Genomic DNA, 13,697 nt, shown 5'->3' on the forward strand with positions numbered 1-13,697 from the left:
CTTAATTCATGATTCGACGAACGGAATAAATATCCCGTATCTGTTTAATCCGATCTACTACCCTTTGCAAATGGTTAACGTTGTTAATAGCAATAGACATGCTAATCGTTGCCATTTTATTGCGGTCAGACCGACCTGATACGGCTGAGATATTTGTTTTCGTTTCATTGACTGCTTGTAATACTTCATTTAATAATCCGCGACGATCATAGCCGCTAATTTCAATATCAACATTATATTCTTTGCGATCATTCAACGAGGTTTCCCACTCGACAGGGATTAATCTTGCCTGCGCATCGTTTGAATCAATATTCGTGCAATCAGAACGGTGAACAGAAACACCACGCCCTTTTGTGATAAAGCCAACAATTTCATCACCAGGGACAGGATTACAGCACCTTGATAATCGGATTAATAAATTATCTATCCCAGAGACGCGAACACCGGATTCACGTTTTTTGGTCGATGGAAATGCTTTTAAATCTGTAATGGCATTCGAAATATCCGAAGATAGTTCCTTATCACGCTTTTTCCGCCACTTCTCTGTTAAACGGTTTGCAACTTGCAGCGCTGTTACACCGTTATAACCGACTGCTGCGTACATATCATCTTCACTGAAAAAATTAAACTTTTCAGCTACCTTTTTTATATTATCTGCTGTTAAAATTTCCTTTAAATCGAATTCCATTGCACGAATTTCTTTTTCAACTAACTCTTTACCTTTAACAACATTTTCTTCTCGACGCTGTTTCTTGAAAAAGGCACGAATTTTGTTCTTTGCCTGTGAAGTTTGTGCAAGCTTTAACCAATCTTGACTTGGTCCATAAGAATGCTTGGAAGTGAGGATCTCGATAATATCCCCTGTCTTCAGCCTATAGTCGAGCGTCACCATTTTGCCGTTCACTTTTGCACCTATCGTTTTATTGCCAATTTCCGAATGGATGCGGTATGCAAAATCAATAGGAACTGAACCAGACGGCAATTCAATAACATCACCTTTTGGTGTAAACACAAACACCATATCTGAAAACAAGTCAATTTTCAGTGATTCCATAAACTCCTCCGCATTTGCGGTATCATTTTGGAATTCGAGAATTTCTCTAAACCAAGTTAATTTTTGTTCATAAGAGGTAGTATCACTAAGCGCTTTCCCCTCTTTATATGCCCAGTGTGCAGCAATACCAAATTCAGCAATCCGGTGCATTTCAGAGGTTCTAATTTGCACTTCTAGCGGATCACCCTTTGGACCAATCACGGTGGTATGCAAGGATTGATACATATTCGGCTTTGGCATCGCAATATAATCCTTGAACCGACCTGGCATAGGTTTCCAGCATGTATGAATGATACCTAAAACAGCGTAGCAATCCTTAATACTGTTCACGACAATCCGAACAGCCAGCAAATCATAAATTTCACTAAATTGTTTATTTTGGAGAGCCATCTTGCGATAAATACTATAAATATGCTTTGGCCGTCCTGAAAGTTCAGCACTGATGGATACCTCTTCCATCCTTCCGCTCACTTCAAGCATAACATCTTCTAAATACTGCTCTCGTTCCGCACGCTTTCTCTTCATTAAGTTTACAATCCGGTAGTATTGCTGCGGATTTAAATACCTTAATGCAGTATCTTCTAACTCCCACTTAATCTTAGAGATACCTAGACGGTGAGCCAAAGGTGCAAAGATCTCAAGTGTCTCATTTGAAATCCGACGTTGCTTTTCAATAGGAAGATGTTTAAGCGTCCTCATATTATGCAAGCGGTCAGCAAGCTTAATCAAAATAACACGGATATCCTGGGCCATAGCCACAAACATTTTTCTGTGGTTTTCTGCCTGCTGCTCCTCGTGGGATTTATATTTAATTTTCCCTAGCTTTGTCACGCCATCAACAAGCATAGCCACTTCATCATTAAAGGCCACTTGAATGTCTTTTAACGTAACATCCGTGTCTTCTACGACGTCATGAAGAAAACCCGAGGCAACCGTTGCAGGATCCATCTCCAAGTCAGCCAAAATTCCAGCAACCTGAATGGGATGAATAATATAAGGCTCACCTGATTTTCTATATTGTTCACGATGGGCATGTTTAGCGAATTCATACGCCTTTGCAACTAATTCAACATGTTCCTCGTTCAAATAGGCTTTAGCTTTATCGATGACCTGATCGGCGGTTAACACTTGATCGTTCGCCATAAGAATCACCTTTTTTTTCGTCTCATTTTATTATTAAATGTATACTAACTCATTTCGTTACAATTTTCACATGTCTAACACGAGTTTTCTTACTATTATCGAAAAAAAAAGCGAAGATGTAAAGGGTTAGACACCTATTTTTTCGAGTTTTCCAAAAAAAATGTCGAAATAAATATAATTATAGCTAAAATCGCACTCTTCTTATAACAAGAGAGCACTCGTCCTCCGAGTGCCCCCATAAATATTAGTACTTCATTAATGTTAAAATATCGTAACCGCCAAGTTTACTTCGGCCATCAAGGTAGGATAACTCAATAAGAAAAGCAATACCTGCTACTATGCCGCCAAGTTCTTCAACTAATTGAATGGTTGCACCAATCGTGCCCCCAGTTGCTAATAAATCATCTGTAATTAAAACACGTTGTCCTGGTTTAATCGCATCTTTATGAATCGTTAAAACATCAGTGCCATATTCCAATCCATAATTAACCTTAATCGTTTCTCTTGGAAGTTTACCTTCTTTTCGAACAGGAGCAAATCCAAGTCCTAATGAATAGGCCACAGGACAGCCAATAATAAAGCCGCGCGCTTCAGGACCAACAACCACATCAATGTTTTTTTCCTTTGCATAGGAAACAATTTGGTCTGTTGCATATTTATAGGCCTCACCGTTATCCATTAAAGTAGTAATATCTTTGAATTTTATACCTGGCTTCGGATAATCCTCTACGATTGTGATAAATTGTTTTAAGTCCATTACTTTATTGCCTCCTCAGTTATAACCGGCTCTTCTATGACGTCATCGAACCAGTTCTTTAGGTCCTGAAAGGATGAAAACAATAAATCTCTTTCAAGAGCAAACTGAGCCTGTTTCGTTTGATAGGTGTGAGAGTCAGTTAAATCACGCTTATGCGCTTGTTTATTCAACGTAATAAATCCCTTGTTCATTGTAACAAATTCCAGTTCAGAAAACACCCGTGACATAAAGGTGATCGTTTCCTGTGACCAGCCTCGTTTTTTTGCAATCACTTCCCCATAACGTCCTAAATCAATGGGGCCTTTTTTCATAAGTAGTGCATAAAACCATTTAAAATGATCTCTTGTCGGTATCGTGCTGAAAAAATCACTATTCTCTTTTTGAAAATAAGCATATATCCGAGCTGGTTTTTTCCCCTTAAATAAATGGATAAGAATCTCCTTTGAAGGCGGAAAGTCCATTAATACAATATTGGCATTCTTGCTATTAAAATTTTTCGCCACTTCAACATCATGTATATATGTTATCTCATCTTTTAGTGCAGGATCTGCTTTATCAAGCTGTTCCTTATTAAAAATAATAAATTTCCGCTTTTCCTTCGGGATGGTGCCGTCCATTAAACGAATCCTTTTCACTCCGCGGTGATCAAATAATTGCCAGGTATCTACCGCAATATCTTGGATAAATATTTGTGGTTTACGAATATTATTCCACTCATTTACAGATAATTCACCTATTATTGATATTTTAGCGGCTGGTGAAATTTGGTCAACTAATGTACCTAAACCAAATCCAATTCCATCTAGATTGACACCACTATCATTAACCAGTACTTTTAAATGATTTTGATCAGACCCAATTTTCCTGATTGAGGAAATCTGGACATCACTGATTAGCACCTTCGGCTTTGGGTTGTCCATTCCAAATGGTGCAAGTAGGTTTAATTCTTCAAGTGTTGGTAAATTTATCTCATCAAGGGTAATTTCATGGTCTAGTGATGTAACCGCAATAAAATCTTCATCTGTCAATTGCTCATTTGCTAATTTATTTAATCGTGAGCGCAGTAACGAGACATCCTCAAGATTCAGCGTCATTCCTGCAGCCATCGGATGGCCTCCGAAGTGCGGCAGGATATCTCGGCATGTAGATAAGTTTTCAAATAAATCAAACCCTGCAATACTGCGTGCTGACCCCTTTGCCAGGCCCTTTTCCTTATCAAAAGAAAGGACAATCGTCGGCCGGTAGTATTTTTCAACTAGCCTAGAGGCAACGATCCCAATGACACCTGCATTCCATCCTTCCTTACCGATGACAAGGACAGAATTCGAATCAATTGGAAAATTATTCTCCACTTCTTCGATTGCCTCTATAGTAATCGAGTTAACAATTGATTGTCTTTGTTTATTTAAAGCATCCATTTCCGCTGCTAAGCTCTGCGCTTCATTTGGATCATTAGTGAGAAGCAGCTGAACGGCAAGATCAGCATTTTCTAGGCGGCCAACAGCATTAATTCTCGGTGCAAGCGTAAAACCAATTGTTTCTTCCGTTATCGCCTGTGAATTAACACCTGCCAATTTAAGGATTGCCTTTAGGCCTATATTTTGCGTAACCTTTAGCTTTTCTAAGCCTTTTTTTACTAAAAGGCGATTTTCATCCTTTAACGAAACTAAATCAGCAACGGTTCCAATTACAGCGATTTCAAATAGGTGCTCTGGAATGACTTCGTATAGTGCATGAGCTAATTTAAAGGCTACTCCCACTCCAGCGAGTTCCCGAAACGGATAAATACTATCAGGAAGTTTTGGATGGATAATGGCTAGTGCTTCTGGCAATTCCGGTCCAGGCTCATGGTGGTCAGTAATGATTAAATCGACACCAAGCTCTTTTGCAACTTTAGCTTCATGGATTGCTGATATTCCCGTATCAACTGTAATTATTAATTTTATCCCTGTTTCAGCTGCATGACGAAATGCTGGCTCATTAGGGCCATAGCCTTCCGTAAAACGGTTAGGTATATAGAATTGAACGTTTGCTCCTAATTCCATGAGGGTAATCATTAATACCGAGGTGCTGCTAACACCATCGGCGTCATAGTCACCATATATGAGGATTGGTTCTTGATTATCAATTGCCTCACGGATTCTTATAACAGCTAAATCCATACCTTTTAGTAAATAGGGATCATGAAATTGTTCCTTACCATATAAAAAAAACTGTGCAGACTCAACAGTATCTATTCCGCGGTTAATAAGCATCGACGCAACAAGTGGTGTTATATTCAATTCTTTTTCAAGTGTTTTGACTAGTTGACTATCAGATTCACGAACAATCCATCTCGTTTTCGACTTTAACATGCGTTCACCCCTCAGACTTTACTATTATACAGGAGCAGAACCAAGCTTTCAATCATTGATATTTTCCTTTTGCAAAATAAAAACCGCAGAATGGTCTGCGGTTTTTTTGCATTAAACTTGTGGTTCGTCAGAGTATTTTTTCTTTTCCTTTACTGTTCGAATCGTACCCTTCTTTTTCAATTCTTTCGCTTTTAAAACAACCCAAAGGTTTGTAGCAATGAAGACGGAAGAATACACACCAGAAATTAATCCTACTAATAATGCAATGGAGAAGTTTTGAATCGATTCATTGCCAAAGATAACCAACGCAACAACAGTAAATGTTACAGTAAGCACTGTATTAAATGAGCGTGTTAATGTTTGACGAAGACTTACATTGACAACTTCTACAATTTCATCGAAGGTCTTAAGACGCTTTTTCTTATGCAAGTTCTCGCGCATCCGGTCGAAGGTTACAATCGTATCGTTAATTGAATAACCAATAATTGTTAACACAGCAGCAATAAAGGTTAAGTCTACTTCCAGTCTGGTGATACTGAAGAAAGCAAACATGAAAAAGGCATCGTGTAACAAGGAAACGATAGCAGCTATGGCCATGGCAAATTCAAATCGGATGGTTACATAAAGAATAATTCCGATCGATGCAATGATAAGTGCGATAACACCATTTTTCGCTAGTTCTTTTCCGACCGTTGGTGAAACAGTACTAACATTCGGATCGGCACCAAATTCTTTATGAAACTCCGCTTTCAACTCAGCAATTTCGTCTTTTGATAATACCCCTACTAATCTGGTTGAGGCTCTGTCTTTATTATCGCCAGAAATAACAATACCTTCTGTTTCTAGATCAAGTTTGTCAAATGCACTTTCCACCTGTTCCGTTGTAAGTGGGGCATCCGACGATACATCAATCCGGGTACCGCTTGAAAAATCGATGGAAAGATTCAGACGGAAAATGAGAATTATTACTAATCCAACAGCAAGTAACGCACCTGAAATCATAAAGAATAGTTTTCTATATTTTACAAAATCAAACCTGTCCCATCTTGTTGGAAGATCAATTGTATCAAAGTTTTCTGCAATATCCTTAATCGCTGATTTTTTCACACTAAACCAGCCTATCCGTTTATTCAAGAAACCGCTATTTACCCATAATCCTAGCAATAGACGTGATCCATACACAGCTGTAATAAAGCTTAGCAGGATACTCACCAATAACATGGTGGCAAATCCTTTAATTGAGCTTGTCCCGTAATAGAACAGAACAGCTGCAGTTAACATTGTTGTTAAGTTGGCATCAAGGATAGATGTAAAGGCATTTTTGTTACCTGCCTGAAATGCAGATTTTACCGATTTGCCTACCTTGAGTTCTTCCCTAATCCGTTCAGCGGTGATAATGTTCGCATCGACAGCCATACCTACCCCGAGGATAAGGGCGGCGATTCCCGGCAAGGTTAATACAGCATTCATCCAATCAAATATTAACAGAACAAGATAAATGTAAGCTGATAAAGTAATAACAGCAATCAAACCTGGGAAACGATAGTATAACAACATGAATAGGAAGATGACAGCCACACCGATTATACCTGCAAAGATTGTTTCATTTAATGCTTCTTCACCAAATTGGGCTCCGACAGAGGTAGAGTATACTTCTGTTAATTTTACAGGAAGGGCACCAGCATTAAGGAGTGAAGACAATTCTTTCGCTTCCTCCACAGTAAAGGTTCCTGTAATAGAAACGGAATTTTGATTAAAGACTTCTCTTACAGTTGGTGCAGATAAAAATTTCGGGTTTGCTTTTGTAATTTCAGTTTTAAAGGAATCTTTTCCTTCTTCAAAATCAAGCCAAATGACAAGATAATTTTCCGGTGCCATTTTAACAATTTCTTCCGTTACCTTCTTGAATTTTTCGGCACTCTTTAGCTTTAAGGAAACACTAGGGGCACCGTTTTCATCAAAGGTTTGCTTGGCACCGCCCTCAGCCAAATCGGAGCCATCCATCATTATTCGGTCATTGGCATCGCGAAACGTGAGGTTTGCTTGAGTAGATAAAATGTTGCGGGCTTCATTTTGGTCAGTCACACCCGCAAGCTGAACCCGAACACGATCTACTCCCTCGACTTGTATAGTCGGTTCATTAACGCCGAGGACGTCTATTCGCTTATTCAGCGCTTCAGCCGTACTTGCTAATGTTTCTTGGGTAACTTTCTCCCCTTTTTTTACTGTTTCAACCTTATACAGGACTTCAAATCCACCTTGAAGATCCAATCCAAGCTTAATGTCTTTTAAAATACCATTGGTTGTTAATCCCATTGTGCTTCCTATTAGCAATATTACCAGCAGGAAAGCAATGATTCTACTGCGTTTAACCATTATGTATTGTTCCTCCTTAGGGCTTAAAACAAAGCACCGCATTACGCTGTGTCCTTATATAAAGATAATAAAAAATTCAATGCTTTCATTATGAAATAAGTTGTAAAAACTGTCAATTTATTATTATGTGTCAATATTGCTAAAAAGTTTTATTAATCTTATTTTAAAAGCTCCTTCCATTCATTTCCATCTTTTAAATTAAAGTCGTTATTTTTGTAAGTTTCAATCGTAGTAAAACTAATAAAATCACTTACCTTTACTGAGAGAATATCATCGACAATCTCATAAAGTCTTTTTTCATCCTTTACCTTCTTCCATCTTTTTCTTGTTAAAAAATCCCATAGTCCCTCTTCTGAAACGGAATCATAACCGAGCAGTTGAAATTCTTCAAGCTTGCTTATTAATGCTGGTTCTACCTTCGAGCGAAATTGATTGAACGCGTGGCTATTCTCCATCCTAACTGCCTCCTTGGACAAAATTGTCCAATGTGAATGTTATAAAATACAAATTACCTTGTCATGCTTTGTCCACCTTATTGCATATAGATTATTGTATATGAATTCTTCTTTTTTGAGAAGGTGGGAAGCCGCATGTCAAAATTTTTAAAAGGGACTTTTATCCTATTAATCGCAGGATTAATTACTAGAGTTCTTGGATTTATCAACCGCATCGTCATAGCCCGTAGTATTGGTGAAGAAGGCGTAGGCCTCTATATGATGGCTTTTCCAACATTCATTCTTGTTGTGACTCTAACCCAAATGGGACTCCCAGTAGCAATATCAAAAAATATTGCGGAGGCAGAAGCGAAGGGGAATTATGCTGAAATAAAAAAAATTCTCGTTGTTTCACTAGCCGTTACCATCTCGCTTTCACTAATATTCACACCTGCTCTGATCTTCCTGACACCGATTCTTTCAACAACGTTATTTACAGACGAAAGAGTGTTTTATCCATTAATGGCCATTGCCCCCGTTGTTCCGATCATTGCCATTTCATCCGTTTTACGGGGCTACTTTCAGGGCAGGCAAAACATGCGTCCTTCTGCTTTCTCACAAATTATAGAGCAACTTGTAAGGATAACTTTAATTGCAGTGATGACTAGGACGTTTTTGCCCTACGGTATTGAATATGCAGCTGCTGCGGCCATGGTTTCAGCCGTTATCGGCGAAATTGTTTCTCTAATCTATTTAATGACAACCTTTAAATTAAAAAAGCGGTTTAAACTAAGAAAGAATTTTTTCCAATTCGTGCATTCTGGAAAAAAAACCTTTAAAGATTTAATGGAAATCGCCTTACCGACGATGGGAAGCAGAATGATTGGCTCGGTGTCCTGGTTTTTTGAGCCGATTGTCGTTGCCCATAGCTTAGCGATAGCGGGGGTGGCAGCTGTTGCCGCTACAAAACAATACGGTGCCTTAACAGGCTTTGCGATGCCGCTCTTAATGTTACCGTCGTTTGTCACCTATTCATTAGCCACATCACTCGTTCCGGCAATTAGTGAAGCCAATTCACAAAACAATCATCAGTTGATTGAACATCGTTTACAACAAGCTTTACGATTTGCCTTTATCACTGGGGGACTATCCGTTATTGTCCTTTATGTCTTAGCAAATCCGCTGATGGAGTTAATGTATGGTTCTTCAAAGGGCTCAGCATTTATTCGTCTCATGGCACCATTCTTTTTATTTTATTATTACCAAGGACCGCTTCAAGCCGTTTTACAGGCATTAAATCTGGCAAGGGCTGCCATGATTAATAGCTTAATTGGCGCTATTGTAAAAACAGCTGTAATATTTTTGCTTGCGTCACAGCCATCATTTGGGATTATCGGAGTGGCTCTTGGAATTATGGTCGGTTTTGTGTTAGTAACGATCCTCCACTTTGCCACGGTGCTAAAGAAAATTTCATTCAGCTTTTATATTTATGATTATCTAAAGGGTTTCATCGTTATGGGTATATCTGCTTGGCTTGGGTTTTGGTTATTTGAGCACATATTTTTGGACGGGCATTTAGCTATACGGGTATTAACTGCAATTATCGGAATGTCATCTGCCTATACTATTATGTTGATAATCGCTGGCCTAATTAAAAAAGACGAGCTTTTGAGAATCCCCTTCATCCGAAGGCTATTTAATCAATCATTATAGTAGAAGAAGACACACCTGTTTGTGTGTCTTCTTACATTTCATCCAATATATCAACAAAGAACTTTCCATTTTCATAACTGCAAAAGGAGATTTTTTTAATATCCTTATATCCCATTTTCTTTAATTCCTGACGAAGCCAGAGATTCGTTTTATTAATTCTTCTTAGGTTCTCTTCTTCAATGCTACCATCAACAATTAACGGTATCGTAATATCACCATCGATAGGATCCCCATTACTATTATTTTGCTTTTCAATGACAGATAAACTTCCAGAGGATTCTAAAATGGCAAACTCCACATCGGCAATACTACGAATGTCCTTTTCCCTTAATTGCGTCATTAAGTCATCAAAATTGTAACGCTGCTTTCTCATTGCATCTTCATCAATTTTTCCCTTATTAATAATTACGGTTGGCTTTCCATCAACTAAATCGCGAAACTTTTTACTTTTTAAAGAAACTATGGCCAAGGTGATTTGAATGAACATTAATAAAACCATGGGAATCGCCGTTTCTAATACAGGTTTATCTGGACTTTCAATTCCGATAATCGCCATTTCACCAATCATAATAAAAACAACGAGATCAAGTATACTTAATTCCCCTATTTCTCGTTTGCCCATTAGGCGAAAAATAATCAGGATAAGTACGTAATATAACAGTGTTCGAGTCACGATGATTATGTAAGTTTCCACTATTGTCGCCCCTTTTTTGCAATCTTGATTATTGTGTGCAAAGAGGGATATAAAATGAACGGAATAATATTCCAAATACTACTGACAGATGGAAAATTTCAATTCTACTTTTAACCCTTGCGGAATATGCTTGTACTAGGTAAGCAATAAATATCTTGGGTTTGCTATTTCTTTGATACGGCAACTGAAGGGGGAGAGTAAAATCGAGTCAAAAAGCTTTGGTACATCCATATTGTACGGGTTAATTTTTATCTTCTTATTTGCGATTGTCAGCAGTTTAATTTTTTCATTAATTCTTAGGTTTACATCAGTTAGGGAAGTTTCAATTCAATACGTTGTGACCGCAGTATCGTTTATTGGGATATTCGGCGGCGGATTTTTATCTGGAGGTAAAGGCAAGCAAAAAGGTTGGCTAATTGGCGGATTAACAGGGGTTGTGTACAGCTTGATCATCTTTTTATCTCAATTTTTAGGCTATGACCGCCTTTTTGACTTTGAACAACTAATCTATCATGGATGCTATATTTTAATCGCGATGATGGGTGGAATACTCGGAGTAAATATCTCAACAAACAACTCTCGTACGTCATCTTAAAAACAAAAGGAAGCCAAAGTATTTATGGCTTCCTTTTGTTTTTATGACTTATTTATCAAGGCTTACCTGATTGCTGCTTGATTCTGTTACTTCACGAATCGCATTGCGGTCATAAGTAAGACGGCTACCGTCTCCACATTTAATTACCACTTTATTTTCATCGATAGAATCGACAAAACCATGTAATCCGCCAATCGTGACAATCTTATCACCTTTACTTAATTCGTTTTGCATTTGTGAAACCGCCTTCTGGCGCTTTTGCTGCGGACGAATTAATAGGAAATAGAATAAGACAAACATTAATATTAATGGAATGATTGAACCTAGTCCTTGCATGTTGTTTCCCTCCTTTCAATAAGCATCTATTAGAAATTTTTCGCGTTCGGCTTATTGAAACCATAACGTTCAAAAAACTCTTCTCTAAAATCACCAAGACTATCTTCTCTGATAGCTTGTCTGACTTTCTCCATCAATCTTAACAGAAAGTATAGATTATGATAAGAGGTTAATCGAATTCCGAATGTTTCGTCACATTTACATAAGTGACGAATATAAGCTCTACTATAATTTTTGCATGTATAACAATCGCAATTTTCATCTAATGGTCCAAAATCGTTGGCATATTTTGCATTTTTGACAACAAGACGACCTGTGCTGGTCATTAATGTACCATTTCGAGCAATACGGGTTGGCAGGACGCAGTCAAACATATCAATTCCGCGAATGGCCCCATCAATGAGTGAATCTGGAGACCCTACGCCCATTAGGTAGCGAGGTTTATTTGTTGGCAATAATGGCGTCGTAAACTCCAGGACACGATTCATGACATCCTTCGGCTCCCCAACAGACAGTCCGCCAACAGCATATCCAGGGAAATCCAAGGAAACAAGGTCTCTGGCACTATGCTTGCGTAGTTCCTCGTATTCTCCCCCTTGGACAATTCCGAACAACCCTTGTTCATTTGGCCGTTCATGTGCATTTAAGCAGCGCTCCGCCCAACGAGAGGTTCTCTCTACTGATTTTTGCATATATTCATATGTAGCAGGGAATGGCGGGCATTCATCAAACGCCATCATGATATCCGAACCAAGAATATTTTGGATTTCCATTGCTTTTTCAGGTGATAAGAATAACTTCTCCCCGCTCATATGATTACGGAAATGAACGCCTTCTTCTTCAATTTTTCGAAATTTACTCAAGCTAAAAACCTGAAAACCGCCTGAATCTGTTAAGATGGCCCGGTCCCAGTTCATAAACTTATGAAGTCCGCCTGCTTGCCTGATAATCTCTTGACCCGGGCGAAGCCATAGGTGGTAGGTATTGCTTAGAATAATCCCTGCACCCATTTCCTTTAGGTCCTCTGGTGACATTGTTTTGACCGTAGCAAGTGTTCCAACGGGCATAAATGCCGGAGTATCAAAAGAACCATGTGGTGTATGTACTCTGCCTAGGCGTGCACCTGTTTGTTTACATGTTTTAATAAATTCATAACGAATCGCTGTCAAAGCTTTTTTCTCCTTCCTTTTCGCTAAACCTAGATGATTAGCATAGCGTCCCCAAAGCTGAAAAAGCGATACCGCTCACTAACAGCTGTGTTATACGCATGCAGAACATTTTCTCTTCCGGCTAACGCACTTACGAGCATAATTAGGGTGGATTTAGGCAAATGGAAGTTTGTAATCATCCCATCAATTGCCTTAAACGTATACCCTGGATAAATAAAGATATTTGTCCAACCGCTGCTTTCAAAGAATATTCCATTGTTTGCGGCTGCAATCGTCTCTAAGGTACGTGTTGAGGTTGTACCAACGGTAATAATTCTGCCGCCATTATTCCGCACATCATTTAACATTCGTGCGGTTCCTTCGGTAACCATATAAAATTCGGCGTGCATATCGTGTTCCAGAATATCGTCGACACTGACAGGTCTAAAGGTACCAAGTCCTACATGGAGCGTAATGAAGGCGATATGGACACCTTTTGCCCTTACCTCATTCATTAGTTCCTCAGTAAAGTGAAGACCTGCTGTTGGGGCGGCAGCCGAACCAGGCTCGCGGGCAAATACTGTTTGATAACGCTCACGGTCATCCAGCTGTTCCTTAATATAAGGCGGCAATGGCATTTCCCCAAGTTGATCAAGAACCTCATAAAAAATACCCTCATACTTAAAGTCCAAGATTCTTCCGCCATGTTCGGAGGTTCCCGTACATACGGCCGTTAATACCCCCTCACCAAAGTCAATTTCCGTTCCTTCTTTCACTCGCTTGGCAGGTTTGATAAGCGTTTCCCACTGATCGCCTTCAAGCTGTTTTAGTAATAGGACCTCGATTTTAGCACCAGTATCTTTTTTAACACCAAAAAGGCGTGCAGGAAGGACTCTTGTATCATTTAAGACAAGGCAATCCCCTTCACGCAAAAAATTAGTAATATTTTTAAAAATTTCATGGTTTATTTCGCCTGTTTCCTTGTCCAAAACCATCAGTCTGCTATCTGTCCGATTTTGAAGTGGAACCTGAGCAATAAGCTCCTCAGGCAAATGGAAATCAAATAAATCTACCTTCATACATAACATCCTTA

General features: G+C 38.8%; 11 protein-coding genes. 2 read left to right on the plus strand and 9 right to left on the minus strand.

The features are described 5' to 3' along the window. Position 1: 1 nt before the first annotated feature. The 5 genes from NSS81_RS04935 to NSS81_RS04955 all read right to left on the minus strand — a co-directional run bounded on the left by NSS81_RS04935 (position 2) and on the right by NSS81_RS04955 (position 8,139). A complete protein-coding gene (locus NSS81_RS04935) occupies positions 2 to 2,197 on the minus strand; it encodes a bifunctional (p)ppGpp synthetase/guanosine-3',5'-bis(diphosphate) 3'-pyrophosphohydrolase (RefSeq protein ID WP_342432426.1) in 2,196 nt (731 codons plus the stop codon). Positions 2,198 to 2,441: 244 nt separating this feature from the next. After that, complete coding sequence (locus NSS81_RS04940; RefSeq protein ID WP_342432427.1) at positions 2,442 to 2,954, minus strand: adenine phosphoribosyltransferase; 513 nt, start codon at positions 2,952 to 2,954, stop codon at positions 2,442 to 2,444. Then, complete coding sequence (gene recJ, locus NSS81_RS04945) at positions 2,954 to 5,308, minus strand: single-stranded-DNA-specific exonuclease RecJ (protein WP_342432428.1); 2,355 nt, start codon at positions 5,306 to 5,308, stop codon at positions 2,954 to 2,956. The genes NSS81_RS04940 and recJ overlap by 1 nt, the downstream gene beginning before the upstream one ends. Before the next feature lie 111 nt (positions 5,309 to 5,419). Continuing rightward, complete coding sequence (gene secDF, locus NSS81_RS04950; protein WP_342432429.1) at positions 5,420 to 7,684, minus strand: protein translocase subunit SecDF; 2,265 nt, start codon at positions 7,682 to 7,684, stop codon at positions 5,420 to 5,422. 158 nt (positions 7,685 to 7,842) lie between these two features. Then, on the minus strand, positions 7,843 to 8,139 hold the full coding sequence (locus NSS81_RS04955) for a post-transcriptional regulator (RefSeq protein WP_342432430.1): 297 nt from the start codon (positions 8,137 to 8,139) through the stop codon (positions 7,843 to 7,845). A gap of 135 nt (positions 8,140 to 8,274) precedes the next feature. On the opposite strand from NSS81_RS04955, the gene spoVB reads away from it, so the two are divergent. Next, positions 8,275 to 9,831: a stage V sporulation protein B gene (spoVB, locus tag NSS81_RS04960; protein WP_342432431.1), complete on the plus strand. Its 1,557-nt coding sequence runs from the start codon at positions 8,275 to 8,277 to the stop codon at positions 9,829 to 9,831. A 31-nt stretch (positions 9,832 to 9,862) separates the two neighbouring features. On the opposite strand, the gene NSS81_RS04965 is transcribed toward spoVB, so the two are convergent. Then, complete coding sequence (locus NSS81_RS04965; RefSeq protein ID WP_342432432.1) at positions 9,863 to 10,525, minus strand: DUF421 domain-containing protein; 663 nt, start codon at positions 10,523 to 10,525, stop codon at positions 9,863 to 9,865. A 232-nt stretch (positions 10,526 to 10,757) separates the two neighbouring features. On the opposite strand from NSS81_RS04965, the gene NSS81_RS04970 reads away from it, so the two are divergent. Then, a complete protein-coding gene (locus NSS81_RS04970; RefSeq protein ID WP_342432433.1) occupies positions 10,758 to 11,120 on the plus strand; it encodes a TIGR04086 family membrane protein in 363 nt (120 codons plus the stop codon). A gap of 48 nt (positions 11,121 to 11,168) precedes the next feature. On the opposite strand, the gene yajC is transcribed toward NSS81_RS04970, so the two are convergent. From yajC to queA, 3 genes are read right to left on the minus strand one after another with little or no spacing between them, the layout of a single operon-like run. After that, positions 11,169 to 11,456, minus strand: a complete 288-nt coding sequence (gene yajC / locus NSS81_RS04975; RefSeq protein ID WP_342432434.1) for a preprotein translocase subunit YajC — start codon at positions 11,454 to 11,456, stop codon at positions 11,169 to 11,171. Between the two features lie 29 nt (positions 11,457 to 11,485). After that, positions 11,486 to 12,625, minus strand: a complete 1,140-nt coding sequence (gene tgt, locus NSS81_RS04980; RefSeq protein WP_342432435.1) for a tRNA guanosine(34) transglycosylase Tgt — start codon at positions 12,623 to 12,625, stop codon at positions 11,486 to 11,488. A gap of 29 nt (positions 12,626 to 12,654) precedes the next feature. Further along, positions 12,655 to 13,683 carry a tRNA preQ1(34) S-adenosylmethionine ribosyltransferase-isomerase QueA gene (queA, locus tag NSS81_RS04985; RefSeq protein WP_342432436.1) on the minus strand — a complete coding sequence of 343 codons (1,029 nt, stop codon included), beginning with the start codon at positions 13,681 to 13,683 and terminating at the stop codon, positions 12,655 to 12,657. Positions 13,684 to 13,697 lie beyond the last annotated feature (14 nt).

The organism is Neobacillus sp. FSL H8-0543 (assembly GCF_038592905.1).
Taxonomy (GTDB): Bacteria; Bacillota; Bacilli; order Bacillales; family Cytobacillaceae; genus Neobacillus.

Excerpts from the sequence above, each read along its gene's own strand:
- NSS81_RS04955 (WP_342432430.1), bottom strand. The coding sequence starts at position 8,139 with ATGGAGAATAGCCACGCGTTCAATCAATTTCGCTCGAAGGTAGAACCA.
- NSS81_RS04940 (WP_342432427.1), bottom strand. The coding sequence starts at position 2,954 with ATGGACTTAAAACAATTTATCACAATCGTAGAGGATTATCCGAAGCCA.
- spoVB (WP_342432431.1), top strand. The coding sequence starts at position 8,275 with ATGTCAAAATTTTTAAAAGGGACTTTTATCCTATTAATCGCAGGATTA.
- yajC (WP_342432434.1), bottom strand. The coding sequence starts at position 11,456 with ATGCAAGGACTAGGTTCAATCATTCCATTAATATTAATGTTTGTCTTA.
- secDF (WP_342432429.1), bottom strand. The coding sequence starts at position 7,684 with ATGGTTAAACGCAGTAGAATCATTGCTTTCCTGCTGGTAATATTGCTA.
- NSS81_RS04935 (WP_342432426.1), bottom strand. The coding sequence starts at position 2,197 with ATGGCGAACGATCAAGTGTTAACCGCCGATCAGGTCATCGATAAAGCT.
- recJ (WP_342432428.1), bottom strand. The coding sequence starts at position 5,308 with ATGTTAAAGTCGAAAACGAGATGGATTGTTCGTGAATCTGATAGTCAA.
- queA (WP_342432436.1), bottom strand. The coding sequence starts at position 13,683 with ATGAAGGTAGATTTATTTGATTTCCATTTGCCTGAGGAGCTTATTGCT.